General features: G+C 46.9%; 20 protein-coding genes. All 20 read right to left on the minus strand.

Annotated features, from left to right (window positions below; genetic code table 11):
• Positions 1-18: 18 nt before the first annotated feature.
• Positions 19-1,251, minus strand: a complete 1,233-nt coding sequence (gene argJ / locus L1N82_RS10795) for a bifunctional ornithine acetyltransferase/N-acetylglutamate synthase (protein WP_235287407.1) — start codon at positions 1,249-1,251, stop codon at positions 19-21.
• Positions 1,252-1,304: 53 nt separating this feature from the next.
• The gene (argC, locus tag L1N82_RS10800; RefSeq protein WP_235287408.1) at positions 1,305-2,354 is read right to left on the minus strand and encodes an N-acetyl-gamma-glutamyl-phosphate reductase; all 1,050 of its coding nucleotides are present in this window, start codon (positions 2,352-2,354) and stop codon (positions 1,305-1,307) included.
• Between the two features lie 149 nt (positions 2,355-2,503).
• Complete coding sequence (locus tag L1N82_RS10805) at positions 2,504-3,376, minus strand: YitT family protein (protein WP_407946749.1); 873 nt, start codon at positions 3,374-3,376, stop codon at positions 2,504-2,506.
• Positions 3,377-3,715: 339 nt separating this feature from the next.
• Positions 3,716-4,823, minus strand: a protein-coding gene (prfB, locus tag L1N82_RS10810; protein WP_235287822.1) for a peptide chain release factor 2 whose coding sequence is annotated in 2 segments (ribosomal slippage) — positions 3,716-4,750 and positions 4,752-4,823 — 1,107 coding nt in all. Because the reading frame shifts where the segments join, the coding sequence is not laid out codon by codon here.
• Positions 4,749-4,913 (minus strand): hypothetical protein, encoded by a 165-nt coding sequence (locus tag L1N82_RS10815; RefSeq protein WP_235287850.1) that lies wholly within the window; start codon positions 4,911-4,913, stop codon positions 4,749-4,751. Before L1N82_RS10815 ends, prfB begins: the two co-directional genes overlap by 75 nt.
• A 53-nt stretch (positions 4,914-4,966) precedes the next feature.
• Positions 4,967-7,480 carry a preprotein translocase subunit SecA gene (gene secA, locus L1N82_RS10820; RefSeq protein WP_235287823.1) on the minus strand — a complete coding sequence of 838 codons (2,514 nt, stop codon included), beginning with the start codon at positions 7,478-7,480 and terminating at the stop codon, positions 4,967-4,969.
• Between the two features lie 288 nt (positions 7,481-7,768).
• Positions 7,769-8,317, minus strand: coding sequence for a ribosome hibernation-promoting factor, HPF/YfiA family (gene hpf, locus L1N82_RS10825; protein ID WP_235287409.1), 549 nt, complete (start codon positions 8,315-8,317; stop codon positions 7,769-7,771).
• Positions 8,318-8,539: 222 nt separating this feature from the next.
• Positions 8,540-8,737 (minus strand): cold shock domain-containing protein, encoded by a 198-nt coding sequence (locus L1N82_RS10830; RefSeq protein ID WP_111144814.1) that lies wholly within the window; start codon positions 8,735-8,737, stop codon positions 8,540-8,542.
• A 143-nt stretch (positions 8,738-8,880) separates the two neighbouring features.
• Complete coding sequence (pseC, locus tag L1N82_RS10835) at positions 8,881-10,065, minus strand: UDP-4-amino-4,6-dideoxy-N-acetyl-beta-L-altrosamine transaminase (RefSeq protein ID WP_235287824.1); 1,185 nt, start codon at positions 10,063-10,065, stop codon at positions 8,881-8,883.
• Positions 10,066-10,197: 132 nt separating this feature from the next.
• A complete protein-coding gene (locus tag L1N82_RS10840; RefSeq protein ID WP_235287410.1) occupies positions 10,198-10,926 on the minus strand; it encodes a glycosyltransferase in 729 nt (242 codons plus the stop codon).
• A 300-nt stretch (positions 10,927-11,226) separates the two neighbouring features.
• Positions 11,227-12,174, minus strand: a complete 948-nt coding sequence (locus tag L1N82_RS10845) for a dTDP-glucose 4,6-dehydratase (RefSeq protein WP_235287411.1) — start codon at positions 12,172-12,174, stop codon at positions 11,227-11,229.
• A 69-nt stretch (positions 12,175-12,243) separates the two neighbouring features.
• Positions 12,244-13,290, minus strand: coding sequence for a pseudaminic acid synthase (gene pseI, locus L1N82_RS10850; protein WP_235287412.1), 1,047 nt, complete (start codon positions 13,288-13,290; stop codon positions 12,244-12,246).
• Positions 13,291-13,354: 64 nt separating this feature from the next.
• Complete coding sequence (gene pseG, locus L1N82_RS10855; protein WP_268821934.1) at positions 13,355-14,410, minus strand: UDP-2,4-diacetamido-2,4,6-trideoxy-beta-L-altropyranose hydrolase; 1,056 nt, start codon at positions 14,408-14,410, stop codon at positions 13,355-13,357.
• A 4-nt stretch (positions 14,411-14,414) separates the two neighbouring features.
• Complete coding sequence (locus tag L1N82_RS10860; RefSeq protein WP_235287414.1) at positions 14,415-15,095, minus strand: HAD family hydrolase; 681 nt, start codon at positions 15,093-15,095, stop codon at positions 14,415-14,417.
• Entirely contained in the window at positions 15,092-16,033 is a 942-nt protein-coding gene (locus L1N82_RS10865; protein WP_235287415.1) for an ATP-grasp domain-containing protein, read from the minus strand. The genes L1N82_RS10860 and L1N82_RS10865 overlap by 4 nt, the downstream gene beginning before the upstream one ends.
• Before the next feature lie 46 nt (positions 16,034-16,079).
• Positions 16,080-16,808, minus strand: coding sequence for a glycosyltransferase family protein (locus tag L1N82_RS10870; RefSeq protein ID WP_235287416.1), 729 nt, complete (start codon positions 16,806-16,808; stop codon positions 16,080-16,082).
• A 70-nt stretch (positions 16,809-16,878) separates the two neighbouring features.
• Positions 16,879-17,763 (minus strand): class I SAM-dependent methyltransferase, encoded by an 885-nt coding sequence (locus tag L1N82_RS10875; RefSeq protein ID WP_235287417.1) that lies wholly within the window; start codon positions 17,761-17,763, stop codon positions 16,879-16,881.
• Positions 17,764-17,824: 61 nt separating this feature from the next.
• A complete protein-coding gene (locus tag L1N82_RS10880) occupies positions 17,825-18,574 on the minus strand; it encodes a TylF/MycF/NovP-related O-methyltransferase (RefSeq protein ID WP_235287418.1) in 750 nt (249 codons plus the stop codon).
• A 36-nt stretch (positions 18,575-18,610) separates the two neighbouring features.
• Positions 18,611-19,669, minus strand: a complete 1,059-nt coding sequence (locus L1N82_RS10885) for a UDP-N-acetylglucosamine 4,6-dehydratase family protein (RefSeq protein ID WP_235287419.1) — start codon at positions 19,667-19,669, stop codon at positions 18,611-18,613.
• 151 nt (positions 19,670-19,820) lie between these two features.
• Complete coding sequence (locus L1N82_RS10890; RefSeq protein ID WP_235287420.1) at positions 19,821-22,067, minus strand: motility associated factor glycosyltransferase family protein; 2,247 nt, start codon at positions 22,065-22,067, stop codon at positions 19,821-19,823.
• Between the last annotated feature and the right edge of the window lie 9 nt (positions 22,068-22,076).

The following is a 22,076-nucleotide window of genomic DNA, read 5'->3' on the forward strand; positions in this document are numbered from 1 at the left end:
AGCCTAACCGTTCCCTTCCTAAGTCCGATAAGCGGCATTGATCCGCACGTAATCATAGGTGAGATCGCAGCCCCAGCCCGTTGCTCTGCCTTCACCCATATGAAGCTCACAGTAGATATGAACCGTATCTCCCTTCAGGTAGGCGAGCGCCTTCTCCTCATCGAACGCCACAGGCCTTGACTGCTCAAGCACAACGATGTCGCCAAGGCGGATATCGACAGTCTCCGGGTTAACCGGTTGTCCCGCGCGCCCGATGGCACCGATAATGCGCCCCCAATTCGCATCCGCCCCGAACATGGCCGACTTCACCAGCGAAGAGCCGATGACCGTTTTGGCAATCGCACGTGCCGACTCATCCGTGATCGCACCGCCAACCTGCACCTCGACCAGCTTCGTTGCCCCCTCACCGTCCCGTGCAATCGCCTTCGCGAGAACCTCACACACATATTTCAGCCCCGCGCTGAACGCTTCCCAATCCGGGTGGCGCTGGGTCAGCTCTTCATTGCCGGCAAGTCCGCTCGCCATAGCCAGCAGCATGTCGTTCGTGCTTGTATCCCCATCTACGGTAATCATGTTGAACGTCACATCCGTTGCCTGCCGGAGCAGGTAATGAAGTGATTCACTGCCAATGGCCGCATCGGTTGTAACGAAGCCGAGCATGGTCGCCATATTAGGATGAATCATCCCGGAGCCCTTCGCTGCACCGGCAATATGGACGGTCTTCCCGTCCACCTCTACCGCTACACAGACGGTCTTCTGCACAAGATCGGTCGTCAGAATCGCCTGGCAAAAATCATCCGCGCCTTCCTGCGTGCCCATCAGACGCGCCGGCATTTCCTGAATCCCGCTCAGCACCCGGTCCATCTTCAGCAGCTCGCCAATGACGCCTGTGGAAGCTACCGCCACCTGATGCGGCTCAACCTGCAGCTGCTCGGCGAACCGGCTGCGCATCGTATAGGCATCCTCTTCACCTTGCTTCCCCGTACAGGCATTGGCGTTGCCGCTGTTCACGAGAACCGCACGCAGCCGGCCTTCCTGCCCGATACTCTCGCGGGTCACCTGCAGCGGAGCCGCCTGGAATACATTCGTTGTATAAACAGCCGCTGCCGCGGCGGGCACATCACAGACAATAGCCCCAAGATCGTGTCTTGTTGTCTTCTTCAAACCGCAGTGCAGACCGCCCGCCTTGAAGCCCTTCGGCGTAATGACCGATCCCTCCGGCACCACGTTATATGGCGCTTCAGCTCCCATGTTCAATCGAACTCCTTCATGTCCGTAGTTGGTACGGATACTCCCGCATCCGCTTATGGATAGACCGGCACGAACTGCAGGCCCAGCCCCTCTTCCCAGCCCATCATCAGGTTAAGATTCTGGATCGCCTGGCCAGCCGCGCCTTTGACGAGATTGTCGATGACGGAGATGATCGTAATCCTTCCCGTCCGCTCATCGACCGCAAAGCCGATATCGCAGTAATTTGAGCCATACACTTCCTTCGTCCCCGGCCACTGGCCTTCGGGCCGGATGCGCACGAACTGCCTGCCTTCATAATACTCCCGGTATAAACCGATAAAATCCTGCACACCCCGACGCCCTGCAATCGATGCATAGATTGTGCTCATAATGCCCCTTGTCATCGGCACGAGATGAGTGGTAAAGGTTACCGTCACCTCCGTACCCGCCACACGTGCAAGCACCTGTTCAATCTCAGGAATATGCTGATGCTGGTTTACCTTATAGGCTTTAAAATTCTCATTCAGCTCAGAATAGTGCGTTCCAAGGCTGGCGCCCCGGCCTGCGCCCGATACGCCCGACTTCGCATCAACAATAATTGACTTCGGGTCAATCCAACCAGCCGCAACGGCCGGAACCAGGCCAAGCAGTGTCGCTGTCGGGTAGCACCCCGGATTAGAGATCAGCTCCTGGCCCTGCACCTCACTGCCGAACACCTCGGTAAGACCGTATACCGCACGATCAAGGTATGCTTGCTCTGCAGGTGCTTTCTTATACCATTGTTCATATAAAGCCGGTGATTTCAGCCTGAAATCCCCCGACACGTCGATCACCTTAAGCCCCTGCTCCAGCAGCTGCGGTACGATTCCAGAGGCTACGCCTGCAGGGGTCGCCAGGAAGACGACATCCGCTTTGGATTTAATTTCAGCAGGGTCTATGCCATCCAAAAGCTCTGTACGAATTTCCTGCAGATGCGGATAACCTGCCGCGATTGGCTCGCCTGCACTCGATGATGAAATCACCGAAGTAATCGCAACCTGCGGATGCGCCGCAAGAAGTCGAACTAGCTCCACCCCGCCGTAGCCTGTGGAACCGATAATTGCCGCTCTAACCTTCGAACTCATTGCCCGCTCTCCCCCATCCTGTTGATTAGCCTCTCTACCAGCTTTCCCGCTATTAAGGGGAATTCCGCCATAAAGATCCGTAGCCATTAATTTCTGTATTATTATACATGCCAATTTATATAAATACAATTGCTTTTTAATAGGACTGCCTACCTGACCTGCGGCAGTTGAAAGCCTTCACCGAGCACCTCGGCCGTATCGCTGATAATGACAAAGGCATTCGGATCTACTGACCGCACCGCCAGCTTAAGCTTCATCACTTCACTTTGGCCGACCACGACCATCAGCACCGTCCGGCTAGCTCCGGTAAAACCGCCATGTGCATCAAGCTTGGTTAGCCCCCGGTCAAGATCATGCAGGATAGCCTTCGCGATTTCCTCAGACTTCTCGGATATGATAAAAGCCACCTTCGATACCTTCATCCCCGTCTGCACGACGTCAATTGTCTTGCTGGTGACGAAGAGTCCGATCAGCGCGTAGAGTGCGTTTTCCTGGGATATTACAATGCCAGCCGCTATGATAACCATCCCATCAATAAAAGCAAGCGCCAGCCCAAGCTTGATGCCCGTATACCGGTGAACAATCTGCACAGCTGTATCCAATCCGCCTGTCGACCCTCTGCCCCTGAATACGAGTCCAAGACCCAGTCCCACCCCAATGCCACCATAGAGTGAAGCTAGCAGCGGATTCCCTGTTGGCGGTGTCCAGTGAGCGGTTAGCAGGACGAACAACGGCAGCATCAATGTACCGAGCAGCGACTTTAGGGCAAAACGTTTTCCCAGCAGGAGCAGCCCTGCTATGAACAGCGGAATGTTGAGCGCCCACTGCGTGTAAGCGGGCCGGACGTTAAGCGTCCGCTCTACAAGAATCGAAATACCCGACACGCCTCCAGATGCAATTCCATTAGGAAGTAAAAATAAGTTAAAGCTGAGTGCCACCACAAACGAACCGGCCAGCATCAAGAAGACGTCCACAGCAGCGGCTAGCCTCGGATGATTCTCCGACATGTTATGCCTTCGCATTCGATGCTTGTTAGATTTACCTAGTATCATGTTTAGATCTCCCGTCAACCATTATGTCGTTTAAAATTACCCGAAACAGCAGGCTTTGCACCCACTTATGTACGCATCTACTCTTATTGTTACCTATACAGAAAATATATGTGCGTCATCCTGGCACCAAGCAGGCGAGCTTGTTGAAAAAATACCGGCTTCAAACCAGCGTCTGCCCGCCTCATCTACTATATTAGCCCGCACAGGGCACCGTGCCTGTCGCCCGCCTACAAAATAAAGGCCGTCTAGGCAAAGGCTGTATTGACCTTTGCCTGAACGGCCTTTTTGAAACGCTTAGCGCGCCCTAAGCTATTCCTGTCTGATCTGGCTCCGGAGATAACCATCAATGAAGGCATCCAGGTCCCCGTCCATGACGGCTCCGACATTACCTGTCTCCACCTGGGTTCTGTGATCCTTGACCATGCTGTAAGGGTGGAATACATAGGATCGGATCTGGCTGCCCCAAGCGATATCCGATTGTTCGCCGCGGATTTCGGCCAGATGCTTCTGCTGCTCCTCGATCTTGCGTTCATAGAGCTTGGATCGAAGCATCTTCATCGCCCGCTCCCGGTTCTGGATCTGTGAGCGCTCAGTCTGACAGGCCACTACGATCCCGCTAGGCACGTGAGTTATTCGAATAGCGGATTCCGTCTTGTTGACATGCTGTCCGCCCGCACCGCTGGAGCGGTACGTATCCACCTTTAGATCCTCAGGCCTTATCTCGATCTCGATATCATCTGAAATTTCCGGCATGACATCACAGGATACGAAGGAGGTGTGACGGCGTCCTGAGGCGTCAAACGGAGATATCCGCACGAGACGGTGGACCCCTTTCTCCGCTTTAAGGTAACCGTAGGCGTTATAGCCTTTGACCATAATGGTCACACTCTTGATCCCCGCTTCATCCCCGGGCAGATAGTCGAGTACTTCCACCTTAAAGCCGCGCTTCTCTGCCCAGCGTGTATACATCCGGTACAGCATCTGGCCCCAGTCTTGGGACTCCGTACCGCCTGCTCCCGGATGCAGCTCCAGAATCGCGTTCAGCTTGTCATAAGGCTGATTCAGCAGCAGCTGCAGCTGGAAATCGCTAACCTTCTGGACGAGCGCTGCTACTCCCTCCACAATGTCACCTTCCAGCGACTCGTCGCCTTCCTCTTCTGCCAGCTCCAGCATCGTCTCCATGTCTTCCTGCTCGGCGGCCAGCTTCTCGTACTGCTCAACGACCGATTTCACGGCATTCAGCTCAGATATGGTTGCCTGTGCTTTGTCATTGTCGTCCCAAAAATCCGGCGCCGTCATCTTCTCTTCGTAGTTGGCTATGATCTCCTGCTTGAGATCTAAGTCAAAGAGACCCCCTGAGTTCTTGGAGCCGCTTTGCCATCTCGCGCAGGTCTTGTTTAACCGATGCGTCTATCATGGTTGTCGTCACCTCAAAATAAAATTTGCGGTTGATCCGCTTCTTGCCAGCCGCCGGGCCCTCATCCCTGCCGGGATGAAAAGGGCGCACACGCGGCAGGAACCGCCCGTGTCAGATCTGCTGCGCGAGCGGTTCCCAGTTTATTACGAATTGCCGTGACACTGCTTATATTTCTTGCCGCTGCCGCATGGGCACGGATCGTTGCGTCCTACGCGGTCATCCCGCTTGGCCGGCTTCTTCACCTGCGGTTCACCGCTGCCGCCTGTCTCTGTCTGGCCCTTGGCAACCTCCTGGCGCTCCAGGTTGTTCTCAACATGAGCCTTCATAATATACTTGGTGACTTCCTCTTGAATATGGTCAATCATTTCCTTGAACATCTCGAAGCCTTCGAACTGATACTCGCGGAGCGGATCGGTACCGCCGTATGCGCGAAGGTGGATACCTTGGCGCAGCTGATCCATCGCGTCAATGTGATCCATCCACTTGCTGTCCACCGCGCGGAGAACAACAACCTTCTCGAACTCGCGCATCGTCTCTTCGCCAAGCTGCTCTTCGCGCTCATCATACAGCTCATTCACCTTGGACAGAAGGAATTCCACGATCTCTTCCTTCTCCTTGCCCCAAAGGTCGTCCTTCGTAATCGTATCTTCTTTGAGGAAGGTTGCGTGTGCATAGTCCACAACAGCCTGCAGATCCCAATCCTCCGGAACCTCATCAGCCGGACAGTGCGCTTCTACAATCCGCTCCACAACCGGCTTGATCATCTCCTGGACAACCTCGCGGATATTATCCGAGTAGAGAACCTCACGGCGCTGCTTATAGATGACCTCACGCTGCTGGTTCATTACATCGTCATACTGCAGGACGACCTTCCGCAGATCGAAGTTATTGCCCTCAACCCGCTTTTGTGCCGATTCAATGGCTCTTGTGATCAGTCGGCTCTCAATCGGCTGGTCTTCGTCAAAGCCAAGACGATCCATCATGCCCATGATATTCTCGGCACCGAAACGGCGCATCAGATCATCCTGCAGCGAGAGATAGAACTGGGTTGAACCTGGGTCACCCTGGCGTCCGGCGCGGCCGCGCAGCTGGTTATCGATCCGGCGGCTCTCATGGCGCTCCGTACCAATAATATGCAGACCGCCTGTATCCGGCACACCCTCACCCAGCAGAATGTCAGTACCCCGGCCAGCCATATTGGTGGCAATGGTTACAGCGCCAGCTTGTCCGGCACGGGAGATAATCTCCGCCTCTTCCGCATGGTACTTGGCATTCAGAACTTTATGCGCGATGCCGCGGCGCTTCAGCATCTCGGACAGCTTCTCCGAGTTCTCGATCGAAACCGTACCGACCAGCACCGGCTGGTTCTTCTGGTGGCGCGCTACAATCTCTTCCAGCACCGCCTTAAATTTGCCGTCCTCCGTCTTGTAGACGACATCAGGCATATCAATACGGATATTCGTCCGGTTCGTTGGAATCTGAACCACGTCTAGTCCGTAAATCTTCTTGAATTCTTCTTCCTCTGTCTTCGCCGTACCGGTCATGCCGGCAAGCTTGCGGTACATTCGGAAGTAATTCTGGAACGTGATGGTAGCCAGCGTCATGCTCTCATTCTGAACCTTCAGCTGCTCCTTCGCTTCAATCGCCTGGTGAAGCCCGTCGCTGTAACGGCGTCCGGCCATCAGACGGCCAGTAAATTCGTCAACAATGACGACCTCGTCATCCTGAACCACGTAGTCGACGTCACGCTTCATAATAGCATGCGCCTTCAGCGCTTGCTGGATATGATGGTTGAGCAGCACATGCGCGTGGTCGAACAGGTTGTCGATGCCGAAAGCCTTCTCAGCCTTCTCTACACCAGACTCCGTCAGCGTAACACTGCGCAGCTTGATATCGACTGTGTAATCCTCTTCTTCCATCAGCCGTGATGCTACAAATCGGTCCGCCGCAAAATAAAGCTCGGTTGACTTGGCTGCCTGACCCGAAATGATGAGCGGCGTCCGGGCCTCGTCAATCAGAATGGAGTCCACTTCATCGATAATGGCATAGTATAACGGCCGTTGGACCATCTGCTCCTTGTAGAGCACCATATTATCGCGCAGGTAGTCAAAGCCGAATTCGTTGTTCGTTCCATACGTAATATCCGCCGCATACGCTTCCTGCTTTTCGGCATGGGTTAAGCCGTGCAGGTTGCAGCCGACTGTAAGACCCAGGAATTCATACAGCTGTCCCATTTGGGCGCTGTCACGCTGGGCGAGATAATCATTAACCGTAATGACATGAACACCTTTGCCCGCAAGGGCATTCAGGTATACCGGGAGGGTGGCGACCAGCGTCTTGCCTTCCCCTGTCTTCATTTCGGCGATCTTGCCGTCATGCAGAACCATGCCACCGATCAGCTGCACATCGAAGTGGCGCATGTTCAGCACACGCTTGGAAGCTTCTCTGACCGTAGCGAAAGCTTCCGGCAGAATAGCCCCTGTCTGTTCTCCCTTCTCGATCCGTGCTCTAAATTCATCTGTCTTGGCACGCAGCTGCTCATCCGAGAGCTTCACGAAATCGGGCTCCATGGCGTTGATTTGATCGACGGTGCGGGTGAGACGCTTAATCTCGCGTTCGTTTGCATCGCCGAATATTTTTTTGACAAGTCCGAGCATCAGGTTATGCCCCTTTCGTATTCGACTCATTGCCTAAATTGTATCAGTTTGGACATGCCGCCGCAATGACACTCAGCCAAAAAACGCCTGAAATTCCCAGCTGACCGCCCAGCGCCTGCCTTTCCGTACACACTACACAGAAACCTAGTGTTGCCAACGCCGGTTTCCCTTATGAACCGCGCTTCTTAAACTCACACTTTGCCTGTTAAATGTAAAGCCGGACCCTGAAGGGGCCCGGCTGAATTTGCATCGTCAAGGTCATTCTTCGGCAGATGCTTTACGCATCATTTACGCTTGTTCAATTAATCCGTACTTGCCGTCGTTGCGCTTATACACAACGTTGACTTCCTTCGTATCCGAATTGGCAAAAACGAAGAAGCTGTGGCCGATCATGTTCATCTGAAGGATCGCCTCCTCCACATCCATCGGCTTCAGTGCGTGGCGCTTGGTACGGACCACTTCCAGCTCGTCATCCTCTTCCTCAAAGGCCTGGGGAGCCACTGGCTCTTCCCTGAACAGGGCGCGGATGCCGCCATCCTGGCGGAACTTCCGGTTCAGCTTGGTCTTGTGCTTGCGGATCTGGCGCTCCAGCTTGTCCACCACAAGGTCAACCGCAGCATACATATCATCATGCTGTTCTTCCGCCCGCAGCACTACGCCGGTCAGCGGAATCGTTACTTCTACACTTTGCTTATTACGAATAACAGATAAAGTCACATTTACATCGGAGGTTAAGGGTGCTTCAAAATACCTGTCCAGTCGGCTTATTTTCTTCTCGACATAGTCTCTTAGCGCGTCTGTAACTTCGATTTGTTGACCACGGATGTTGTATTTCATTGTGCACTCCTCCTTTACTTAATCCCATCATACCATATTCATAAACCGTTAACAAAATGAAAACACGCACAGTTTTGAATTTTTTGAAAATTTAATTTTGGGATCGTAAAGGAGCAGGAGGAGCAGTGCCGGAACAAATAAAAGACCCCCGGTTATCCCGGGGGATTGTGTCCAGCACTGGTCAATTGTATACCATCTATCGATCGGCTCAAGGCCGGATGATTACAGTTTGACTACGTTAGCAGCTTGTGGACCGCGTGCGCCTTCAACGATGTCGAATTCGACCGACTGGCCTTCTTCGAGGGTTTTGAATCCTTCGGATTGGATCGCGGAGAAATGAACGAAAACGTCGCCGCCTTCTTCAGTCTCGATAAATCCGTAGCCCTTCTCTGCGTTAAACCATTTAACTTTACCTTGCATCCGTAAACATTCCCTTCATCTTCAAATAGCTGTGAGGCGTACATGTGTTCATGGCCCACAACCAAACTATAGCACCAGGGTTTGGAGATGTCAACAAGGTTTGTAAGCGAATTCATTGTGAGTGTATGATCCAACCAATGCGGTCATATTTTGTAGCGCTGCACCACTGTGTTAACAGCTTCTATTACATCCTGTATGTCTTCCTTCGTCATCTTCGGGAAGATCGGCAGAGACAAGGCCGTCTCATAATAGGCCTCCGCATTTGGACAATGGACACCTGCAAAACCATTAGCCCGATAATACGGCTGCTTATAGACAGGAATATAATGAACCTGTACACCGATCTGCAATTCTCGCAAAGCTTCAAATATTTCTTTGCGACCAACTTTAAAGTGTTGAGGCTCCCACCGCAGAACATACAGGTGCCAGCTGGACTCCGCTTCCGCATGTTGACGAGGCGTTACCAGACCAGGAATATTGTCGAATGCCCGATCATACTTCTTCGCTATCTTTCGACGGGAAGCTACAAATCCATCCAGCTTGTCCATCTGCGAAACGCCAAGCGCGGCCTGCAACTCCGTCATCCGGTAGTTGTAGCCCAGTGCCTGCATTTCGTAATACCAAGATCCTTCGTTATATTCCATCTTACCCGGATCTCTAGTCATCCCATGATTGCGGAACAGCAGCAGCTTCTCATACAGGTCTGCACGATTCGTTACGATCATTCCACCCTCTCCGGTTGTTACAAGCTTAACAGGGTGGAAGCTAAACATAGTCATGTCCCCAAAGGTGCCCACCTTACGGCCGCCATATGAGGCGCCAAGGGAATGGGCCGCGTCATGAATAATGGTTAACCCGTGGTCGCGGGCAAGCATTTCGAGACGATCCATCTCAGCAGGCTGCCCTGAGAAGTCTACCGGTATAATCGCTTTCGTGCGCTCATTAATTTGTTCAGCTACGCGGTCAGGGTCAATATTGTATGTTATCGGGTTGATGTCCGCAAACACAGGCTTGCCGCCCATATACATCACGCAGTTGCTGCTTGCCAGAAATGTGTTGGGTGTCGTAATAACCTCATCACCTTCACCAATTCCGGCTGCGTAGCACGCGGCATGCAGAGCTGCTGTACCGTTACAGAAGGCAACTGCATATTGGACACCCGCGTAATCCGCGACTTTACGTTCGAACCTCTCAATTTGAGGTCCTTGTGTTATAAAGTCGCTATGAAGCGTCTCAAGCACCGCCTGTATATCGTTGTCATCCAGCCACTGTTTGCCGTAAGGCAGTAAGGAGGTGCGAACAGGGCGACTTATGTTATTTTCATCGATTTGTTTCACCGGTGTAGAACCCCGTTTCTCGTTCTATGTTCGTCTATTACTTTGATTCCATCCTCTAACCGTTCCCAAATTTCAGTCAATAATGCAATATTAACTGTTTTAGATTCCTTCACTTTCATGACTTTATTTTATAGAATTCCGGCTATCCTCGATCCAGCGCAGCAGCCCCTTATCTTGTGTCAGAGACTCCGCACGGTCAAGAAACTGACGTGCCTTGTCATCATCTATCCGTATGAACTCCCGGCCCAGCTGCATCCACATACGCGCGTTAGTCTGATCTTCCTTCAGGGCTTCAATCATCATTTCTAGGTTGCGCTGCTTTTTCGCGTAAACATCGGTTACGGCTGGATCGTAGCCGTCATGCAAAATGTGTATGTCACTTTTAACGATTACAACGTCTTTGCCATCAGTGTCCACAACCTCATGAATTTTGTCCTTATACCGTAAATCAGACGGAAAAAGTCGCATAATCGCATCTATTGAGCTTGTTATCTCTCCGTTAACCGTGTTGTCACAGACGATATACATCCCCGCCCTTACTCCCTGTTTCTCGTAATGCTCGCAATATAGCCGAAGCTTTTTCCGTTCGGATTCAGGGAGTTCGTCGTCCGAATCCATGACAAACACCCAGTCATGCGTTACCAGCGATAGTGAGTAGTTACGTGCTGCTGCAAAATCACCTGTCCATGCAAAGTGATGCAGTTTGATTTTGTCGTGCTGCTCTGCCAACCCTTGTATAATCTCAATGGTGCGATCCGTTGAACCCGTATCCACGATAATAAATTCATCCACAGAATCAAGAGTACTGACTATGGCCCGCTGAATGGATCGCTCCGAATCTTTACAAATCATAGCTGCCGATAATCCCATTTTATCCGTCCTAACATGGCGTTTTTTAATTATGGATATCTTTGACCAGCTTGCATATTTCATATGTTTAAGCTTTCCAAGGTATTATTTATGATGCTCATTGAACATGACCAAATAAGCAACTACCTCGGATTCGCTTTTCATGCCCAGATGCATCTTTTTACTTTAGTATGAATATATAGCTTTATGCTGCGTGCTTCAGCTATATAAAGTTTGGGTGCGCTGTTACTTCTAGATCATAGTATTTTCGCACTTTACTCTTCTAGTCCCGAGCTACCAATCTCAAATGAGATCAGTTGTAGAAATCCATCCTTTCGTTCTTTGTATACCTTCTTCGAGACTGACTTGGGGCTCCCAGTCGAGCAGCCGCTTAGCTTTGTCATAATTACAAAGAAGCTTCTGGATTTCGCTCTGCGGATGGATGTGCTCGACATGCTTGATACGCGACTCGTCCCCGGCAATGAGCTTTGCCAGATCATTAATCGCAATGTCACGACCAAGACCCGCGTTGACGATCTCACCGTTAACTTTGTCGGAATATCCCGCTTCTACGACAAATCTAGCGCAATCCTCGACATACAGCAAATCCCGTGTTTGCGTTCCTTCTCCGTAAATGCTGAGATCTTTCCCTGCGAGCTCGTTCTTGATGAAGATGGCTACAACACCACCTTCTCCGCCAGTTTTCTGATAAGGCCCGTAAGTATTGAACGGACGGATGACGACCGTAGGAAGACCATATGCGTAGAAGTAAGATAACACCATATTCTCAGCTGCAATTTTGGAACCGGCATAAGGAGACGCTGGCTTAATTGGATGAGATTCGCTGATTCCTGCCTCATCCGTGCAACGATCATACACCATGCAAGTGCTCATGAAGACAACCTTTACATTATGCTTGCGTGCCTGTTCCATTACATAGAACGTGCCTACCGTATCATTATTGAAGGTCGTCCGCGGATCGTCAATGGAATCCTGCACGTTAATAGAGGCACCCAGATGGTAGCAGATATCGAAGTTATTCTCCGCGAACAGTGTTTCAAGAAGTGGTTCATCAAGAATAGAACCCTCAATAAATGCCTTAAGACCGCTGTGTTCGCGAAACTCAGCAATATTCTCTTCTCTTCCGTTCGACAGGTCGTCCAGAATCCAAACCTGATGTCCGTCATTCAAAAGACGCTTGGCCACCCAACGGCCGATAAACCCGGCTCCGCCGGTAAGTAGTATATTCATTTCCATTCCTCCAGTTATGATGAAACCAAGTTTTCAATTGCGTATAAAGTTATATCCGGCACATACAATTCATAGCAGATCCCATGTCACCGGGGTTCCTTTCTTCAGATCCTGTTTTGCCTTCTTCCCCAACAATTGATCCAAATATTTAGTCGGAAGACCCATACCAGGACGAACCGAACGTATATTATTCTTAGTGAACGTTTCCCCTTCTTTAATATCCTCGGATACATAGAGTGAGCGCCTATGCTTCATGGATGGTTTCTCAGCATCAGTTGCCCCGTATCTTACGACTCCGAGAGATTGCCAAGCACGTTCACTCTCTACAGTTAGAGACTTAAATTCGGCTGGTTCCATTGAAAATGCCGAATCCACCCCTCCTTCTGCTCTTGATAAAGTAAAGTGCTTCTCGATTACGGTAGCACCTAATGCTACACTTGCAACTGATACGCCTATGCCCATCGTATGATCAGAAATACCGACCTGACAACCAAACAACTGTTCCAGATGAGGGATTGTCAGTAGATTTGTATTAGCAGGTGTTGCTGGATACGTGCTTGTACATTTCAACAGCACAATATTTTCTGCTCCGGCCTCACGGGCAGCACGGACTGCTTCATCCAACTCAGAAATGGTTGCCATGCCCGTAGACATGATAAGCGGCTTTCCAGTTGATGCAACTTTTCGAATAAGCTGTATGTCATTGTTTTCAAATGAAGCAATCTTATAGGCTGGGACATTGAGAGTCTCCAGAAAATCTACAGCGGATTCATCAAATGGTGTACTAAAAGCGAGCATCCCCTTTTCGGCGCAGCGAGCAAAGATCGCTTCATGCCATTCCCAAGGTGTATAGGCTTCCTTATACAAATTATAAAGAGAAGCTCCCTTCCAAAGACTGTTTGGATCCTCAATAAAAAACTCCCCATCATGTATGTCTAGCGTAATCGTATCAGCTGTATAAGTCTGCAACTTTAATGCATCTGCACCCGCTTCAGCAGCAGCGTCAACTATGGCAAGTGCCCGCTCAAGCGATTGATTATGATTTCCCGACATTTCGGCTATTATAAAAGGCTTATGTCCCCGTCCTATAAAGCGGTTTCCTATTTTAAATTGCATACGCGGCTACCTTCTCCCGATTAATTTATGTGATGGTTTCAGTTATGAACAGGTCGTTGTTAGTTTAAGACGTTATATGTGTAATTATCGGATGTTCACATGTATTTCTTAATGGCGCCATGTAGGCTGAGATCGTTTCACTTGAGTGTCGCAGCAGATCCGGCCGAGCTATAATATCCTTCAGCAAATTATATATGTCTTCTTCCGTAACTTCTTTACTAAGTCCTAAATACCAGCATAAAGCGTGACTCTCGGCCGCCCTAACTGTCTCTACCTGATTATCCGCTACGCTTATGACTATAGAAGGTACACCCATATAACATCTTTCCCATAAAGAAATACCACCCGCCCCGATCACAAGATCAATCCCAGATAACATTTCTGCCATATTCTTATACTGCTCATAATATACAACATTAGGCATATTACTGCAGTACTGTTCAATCTGCGGGCTTCTCGAATTAGCCGGTCCTGCAATAACATGAAAGGTTATGTCAGCAAACAACACCTTGTCATGGATGCTTTTAAGAACCTTTAAGATCTCTCCTGTAGGGTCACTACCGCCAAAATTAATAAGTACATTCCTGCATAGTGTACGTATATACAACTCTTCTTTATACTCTAGGAATTCTTGCCGAAGAAGTATATTAGAAGGGCCCAGCAACAGCTCACAATTGAGCGGAACAAGTCCCTTATAACGCTCTTCAAGATTTGCATATAGATTCTGATCCAGCAATATATCGCAATCATGCACCCGATTCGCCAGGTCATCAATTACAACAATTCGTTCTGTATGAGGTCGAACCAGCCTTTCCCATTTAGCATCTAATCCGTAATGATCAACGATAATTACAGTAATAGAATATGGGGAGATTAAACGAAGAAAATGATATGCATCTTCCGTGCAGTCAATTTCCCCTGATTGTTCCGATGGGCTAAGAAGCAGGTGATAGCCACTACTTGTTATCATCTGCTGGGTCTGCAACGGGAGGTCTCCATTACATACAAAATGAATCTCTACCCCTTGTTTCGATAGCATATCGGCCAGCGTCAGACAACGCATGATATGTCCAACCCCTATTAATCGCGAACCATCGACTCTAAAGGCAGCATGAAACATATAATCACACTTTCCACGACTTTATTATTGGCAGCAATTCCTCCAAATTGTCTACATACATGTCAGCATGATACTCGGGTGTCTTTTGAAGCTCACTAAAAGGACCTCGTTTTATCTGTATCGTCCGGAAACCAAGCGGTTTAATACCTACAAAATCTTTATGAGGGTTATCTCCAATATACACGATTTCTGAAGGAGGGACATGTTCCATTTGAGCAATTTTTATAAAGCAGTGCGGGGAGGGCTTGGAATGATGTCGCCCATAACGATAAGTTATGAATGCTTTCTGTATGCGGGGGTATAGTCCGAGTGCCGCTATCTTTCGATGTTGTACTACCTTGTTGCCGTCGGTCACAATATATATGGGATAACCCTCTGCATTTAAACTATCTAATACTAGATTCGCATCAGGCAACAATTTGATATCTGGATTATGAAGTCGGTAGACAGATAGGCATTTGCGAATATTTCGCTGCGTACAGGCGATACCGTACCGCTGTAAGACACTATTAAAAACCGCCCCTCTGCCCTCCAACTGCAGTATAGTCCACATATGATCAAAAGCTTCCAGCTTATCTACCTTAAAATTTTCCTCTAAATAGGTAGCAACAGCTTGAAACCCGCTTCGAACAAACGAAATTTCACTGTACAACGTGTCATCAAGGTCAAAAACTATCACCGTCATTGTATATAGTCCTCCGGATGACGAATTAATGTTCTTTCTTCAATGCTTCTCATAAAAGGTGCAGTTTGCTCGATTAATTCTCCTCTGCTTTCTCTAATAAACCAACCGAAACTATCCATACCAGCAGCGAGGCTTAATGTAGACGCTCCACCGAACCGTGCATTACATTCAACAATATGCGGGTTTCCTTCTTGATCTATAATGATCTGCAGTAACACATGACCACGAAAGAAATAACGTTCCGCTATACTTGTACATAAACGCTCTATATCAGGAACACGTACTGTTGATGTAATTTGAGACTCGCCTTTGACAACATGCCGTCTTTCCCGAGCAACAATTCCTTGTACTTTTCCTTGTACATTCACATAAAGATCTATACTATACTCGGTCCCACTGACAAAGGGTTGGACGATTGGACTACACAACTTGTTAAGTAATGACTCTGCATCTCCCCGGGAAAGGTTCACCCCCGCATTTAATGCACCAGCGCCAAAGCGTTCTTTTACGACATACCGTTCCGTTGCAATGTCGAATCGTTCAGAAGTGCTAATCACCGGATATCCATGCTCGCTAAGTGTCTTAAAGAACAATAACTTGTCCATACACAATTCTATAGCAGCAGGTTCAGATATCATGACATGAATGCCTTGATCCAGCAATTGACTACGAAATTCCGCAAAATAGGCCAACTCACCATCACGGCTTGGAAATATCACCGTAATATTGTTGGCCTTACAAAAACTAATTAGGAGATTGATAGAGATATCCCTCAGGGGTGGACAGTGCCAAAAACAGTCTACAAAATGCTGCCCAAGGCAATTCGCGTCAGTATCTGCTCCAAACAGACGTGAATTTTCATTAATAAGCTTCATTGCACGTCTTACTGCTTTTAGCATAGGTACTTTTTGGGCTATGCTCATGACAAGTACGTTCATTCTTCAATGCCTCACTTCTTGAATACTCGCTTGCATGGCCACTCTCTTATTCCCCGAGCTTCTTTTGTTCTATGTGGGCGTTAATCATCGCTAGTTGCGGCCTATCCTGCAGTAATTGAAGTACATCAGACCAATAAAATATTGATCCATTGTAGATTTCCCTGTATATAGTGGATATAAGCTCCCAATCCTCGGCCGTGTCTAAGGTCAACCTATACCGCGAGTAGTCTGGCTCACAAGCATAAGCGCTTAAGGAGAATTCCTCAGGATGAAGATATATATAAGGAGTCACATGTTCCAGCTCATAATCTTCTTCTGCTTGTTTATACGCCCGTTCAAGCGCTGAGAATGTAAAGACCTCTGTATCCAAGCCGCGAGGGAAAGTCTGACTAAGCCCGCTGCTCACATAATCAAACTTATTATTAACAAAATGTTCAATAACTTCATTCGATATTCTAGGGTCCAAAAGTGGACAATCCGAGGTAACCCGAACGATTGTGTCTCCCCCTGCCTGAATTGCTGCTTCATAGTATCGACTTAATACATTATCCTTACTCCCGCGATATATTTCAGCCCCATGAAGTAGTGCTTCATGACAGATTTCCATATCCTCATCCAAAACCGTAGTCGCAACAACTACCTTGTCCACAGAAGGAATGGCTTGGCATCTGGAAATCACATGACCAAGCACGCTTTTGCCTTCCAGGACTTTCAAAACCTTCCCAGGAAGCCTGGTCGAGCCCATACGGGCTTGTATAATAACTGTGGTTGTCATGTCAATAACCTCTATTTAATAGTAACTTAAACTTATTATCAGTCCCAGAGCTGTTAGGCATTCAATAATATCAATGTTTTTTCCGGAAGAATCCGATTAGACTTCTCCCCAGACCCATATCCCCAAGAGCTGCGTATAGATTTATAGTCTGCTCAACTGAGATATCATTCAAAAAATTCTCAATCACAACTCGCTCATTATGACATGACTTTCCTTTAGTACTGTCATCAATGTAATTAGTGTTTGGATTTAATAAGTTGAAATCTATTGGAAAATCCCCCATGAAGAATTCTTCATTTAAACCTACTTCTTCACATAAACTTTTCAAACCTGTTTTATTAAAATATGATATATGGTCAGGACTAACTACCCAGTAATTTCTCGAAACATACTGTTCACTAAATAATTTCTTTTGAAGGAGAGAAAAATCATTTGGCACCTCTACAATGAGTATACCATCTGAGCTCAGAAGCTTTGAGCAATCATTAAGTGTTTCTAATGGATCCAGTAAATGCTCAAGCACATTATCCAAGAGAATACAATCGAAAGTTTCTCTGTTTATTTTCAGTTTAATACTTTCTTCTATATCACCGGTTATTACATCAGCGGCACAACCTGGATTGAACCTTTCGCAACCATATCTGCTAAAGTCCATACCTGTCACTTGCCACGCTTTATCTTTAAAATATTGTAATGCCCAACCCTCACCGCAACCAACATCTAAAAACTTATATGTGTGGCTGGATAGCCCATCGATAAGTCTATTCAAAACATTGTACTTTCTATCCAGATGGTTATTAAAAAAACTTATCTCTTCAGAGGAGTATGTAGCTTCATAGCTCCCTCGGGGATCCTGGTAATACTTTTTTGTGTAATATTCATTTAATTCAGCTTTGCTTGGTTTATTTCTTAGTTCATAATATCCATACTTATTTAAAATTACTTGCTCAAACATTAGCCCGCACTCCTTCTAAGTTCGATTAACGGTTACTAATACCTTCCACTATAAGAGATCACTATTCAATAACAATGTAGGAACAGAATGGAGTTAATGGGCTTCTTCGAATGCGATATTTAGTTAAACCAAATACCTCCATTAACGCAATGGTTTCCCCAGGAAAACCTGGGTGGTTTAATTCATCGAAAGCAATTATACTTCCTTTTGTTACCCTTTCCTTGATAGCTTCAAGACACTTCTTCGTAGGTGAATAAATATCGAAGTCGAAATACGCAAAGGCGATAATTGTCTCAGGATGTGCAGAGAGATATTGATTAATTGTTTCAGTTGCGTCTCCCTTAACAATTTCATATTTCTTTATATGAGATAGAGGGCTTTCCGATTCATGATATGCTAAAACGGAATCCAAATATTGCTCATAATTATCTGTCACACTATAATCACCCTCATTCGATTCACTACCATCGTTCATATGGATCTCCGGAAAGCCAGTAAAGGTGTCAAACCCAATAATTTTACGATTATAGTTATAAGGTTCGTACATACCCCTAAATGAATGAAATAGTGATAAGTTCTGACCCCAACGAACACCGAATTCCATGACAACTCCGTGCACATCAATAATTTGTTTATAAAGCTCGTTCATGAAGATAATTCTTGATAAAGTCTGCCTCTTTAAAAAAAGACCTAAATTATCTAAAATTTCGCTACCCGGTATTGGAGTGTTTCCCATCAATTCTCTAAAGTATTCTCTTTGAGTTAGCTCCATCTTATTAGAATGCGTTTTTTGCACTCTGAAATCAGTCATATTCGGCTCCTTAAGTTCAATTGATTAGACTTATTATTATACCGAAAACGACTTTTTATTATTGTAGTTTGTATTATTGTATGAATCCAATAAATCATTTTCCAACAGCATTCGCCGTACAAATTCTTTTGGCATGCAGGTTTCACTGTGTGAACTATAGCTTTGCATGTTGGCAGGCTTGCCTCCGGGATAGCTCGGCTTGTCCACAAACTGGTTGCTAATTACAAACATTTCTTGAAGTTCAATGGCGTGCACTGCTTCTTCTTCCGTCATGAGTTCTTCGTACATTTTTTCTCCTGGTCGCAGACCAATTTCTTCAATTTTTACGGAGGTAGGATGAATGCAAAGACGCTTTGCCGTTTCTTCAATTACACATTCCGCCAGATCTTGCAGACGAATGATCGGCATTTTCAGTACGAATACTTCTCCACCTTGAGAGAGCATCATTGCTTTTATGGTCAGCTCAGTTGCTTCCTTCTTGGTCATCATAAAACGGCTCATGTCTTTACATGTTACTGTAATACTGGAGCGTTCCGCAATTTGCTGCTGGAAGAGCGGAATGACAGAACCGCGGGATCCCATTACGTTGCCAAAGCGAACAGAAGAAAACACCGTTTTGCCCGCACTACCGTAGTACTGCGCAGCTGAGATCAGTCGCTCGGCCATCAATTTAGAAGCCCCGTAAGTATTCGTTGGCGCAATCGCTTTATCTGTACTTGTAAATACTGTCTTCTCTACTCCACAATCAATTGAAGCTTGGATGACATTTTGTGTTCCTAATATATTGGTTTGAACCGCTTCAAACGGATTATACTCACAAGAAGGCACATGTTTCATCGCTGCGCAGTGAAACACGTAATCAATGTCCTGCATCGCTCTCTTCACACGCTCAAAATCTCTTACATCACCAATTAAATAACGTATATTATTATAGCCTCTGAAGGACTGCTGCATTTCAAACTGCTTATATTCATCACGACTAAATATGCGAACAACCTTAGGGGAGTCCTGCAGTATAGTGGTTAAAAGGGATTTCCCGATTGTCCCCGTACCGCCGATAATTAGTACACGCTTGTCTGTAAAGAATCCATTCATCAGACTTTCCCCTTTCGGATACTGCTATTGTAATAATTGCCTATGCTTACTCGTATACTTTATCGGATAATTGTTTAAAAAAAATAAGAAAAACCGCCAGAAAACATCTGGCGGCTTGGTTTATTTTTTTCCATAAGGATGCAAGTGAATCTTAAGAACTAGTATGCCCAGGGATGAGTCTTTTAAGTGTCTCCTCCGTAATATCGACTAGCTTAGGGGTATATTCTATTAAATAAGCGATCAATGGCCTCATAGTCTCATGATAAAATGATACTTGTTCCCTCAATGTGGAAGCTGCAGTCAATTGGGGAAGTGCAACTTCGAACTGCTTTAGCTTTCCCTGACAAGCTCTGAGATATAGTCCCAGGAATGCATCGGTTCTCGTAACCTGCTCCCATTCTTTATCAATCGCAGTTATCATTAGTTCACATTTCCGCATATTTTTACGGGATAATATCGGAAGCTCTCCAATACGCTTATATAGATTCTTTAGACTCTGCTCACACAACAGCAGTTGCTTCGGCAGGTCTCTGATCCGTTCACACGTCTTTTCTATGCGATCCTTGTTGTAAAGTGGCAAGTCCGTTAACTTGTTAATCAGGATATCATCTGCAATATTCTGATGCTCATGACGGGCAAGCACATCCTCCATCGATTCCCATACTGTGTGCTGAATCTTAGCACCCATTCTGCTCGTATTAATAAACCGAACCTCACTAAAGCTCGCGATCAGCTTTTCTATATCGGCTAGAGTCAGCATCATGCCCTGATTTGTACGATTTAATGTACCTGAAACATTTTCCACTTGCAGCATCGCTTCTTGCACTATGGTCCTCATTAACTCCTCAGAGACATGCTTCGCTCCGGCTGCATACATGGACACAGTCGGGTACGAGAGATCCTGTCCCGCCAGAACGATTTCCTCACAGCCCATATAGATCGCTGCCTGAATAGCAGTGCCTGTTACGGAATGAGTCGTTGTAAATACTGGATCCTCACTGGTAAGTCCCATAAAATGATTGGCGCACGTATCACCCGAAATAAAAGCATGCAGCATCCGCATCGTCTTTCTCTCAGTAATACGATGTTCGATCATTGGAGCAAACAGCATTGGTATATGATTAATATCCATATTCTTAAACACGTTATAGTTAGCTTCTGCTCCATCAATCGAAACAATCAAATGCGGTTCGATGCCATGGTGAAGCAAAGATTGTATCGATGAACCAGCCGCAATTATTAAAGCATGATTCTTTAGTTTGCGTAAGGTTCTAATATCCTCCTCCAATGATGGCCCGGCACCCACAATAACTGCAGTCATCCCTTTAAACTTCATCCTTAAGCCTGCCAAGGAGGGAGTAGCAAGCACTGCTTGCATATTGAACATACTATTCTGAGTCCACATTAGACCGAACAAATCAGAATTGTAGATAACATGTGCAAAGTAGGACAACGCAGCCCCCGCTTTAGTAAGAAACTCTTTGACTTCCGCAGTTCTCAACTTCTCGTATATAGGATGAATTACAGCTTCGGGTTCCCCCTGCTGCTGGCTAAACCGCTGAAGCATATTATCCGTTAAGCTTGTGTCTGAACCGATAATGAAATCCTCGATATTTAATTCTTCAAAAAATAATTTTATGTCGATAAGGTATAACGCATGCAAAAACACCTGTTCATCCGGCTCGTAGATATATAAGCTTTGTTTGGGAAATACCTTCCCATATTGTTGTGCAAGATACCCCAAACCAAATCCATACATAAGGATTTTAGATTTGTTTTCAACCTTACCAGTTAACCTTACAACCCGGCACTCAACCTCAAACAATGGATCGTATTGACTGTACCAGTGAACCGGCTTGTTCTCCTTATCCAGCACACAGAGATTGGGCATGCCAGTTCGGGTATAGCATATATGATATCGCTGTTTGTCACGTTTAATAGTTTTTACTTCTTCGTATAGCTGTGGGTATTCCCTCTTTAGGAAATCCATGTTGGTTGTAAACCGCTGCTCCCTCGTGCAAACCGGTTCTCCTAATTCATTAGTGAACTGCTGAAGTAGGGGAATGAGCTCATAACGCAAACAGTCGCCAGCATCACTATAATGCTCCATATCCATAAAAGCATTCAGCTTCTGGAATTTCTCGTTTATTCCAACTAATGTTCGACTTATACTCGAATGAAGCACGTGGAAATCTTGTGCATGTTGTGACTCAGCTTGAAGAACATTTAACGTCTTATAGAGATCATCTATTCCCTCTACTATGTCCCCGAAATGCTGCCATGTTTGTTCCGTAATTGTTTCGTAGAGCATGTTGGCTGCATCTTCGCTTGCACAGATCAGTTTAGGCATAAAATCCTTAATATCCTCTAGGATATTACCGAATTGGTTCTCAACCATAACACACAT

The sequence above is a fragment of the Paenibacillus tarimensis genome (genome assembly GCF_021532315.1).
Taxonomy (GTDB): domain Bacteria; phylum Bacillota; class Bacilli; order Paenibacillales; family Paenibacillaceae; genus Paenibacillus_I; species Paenibacillus_I tarimensis.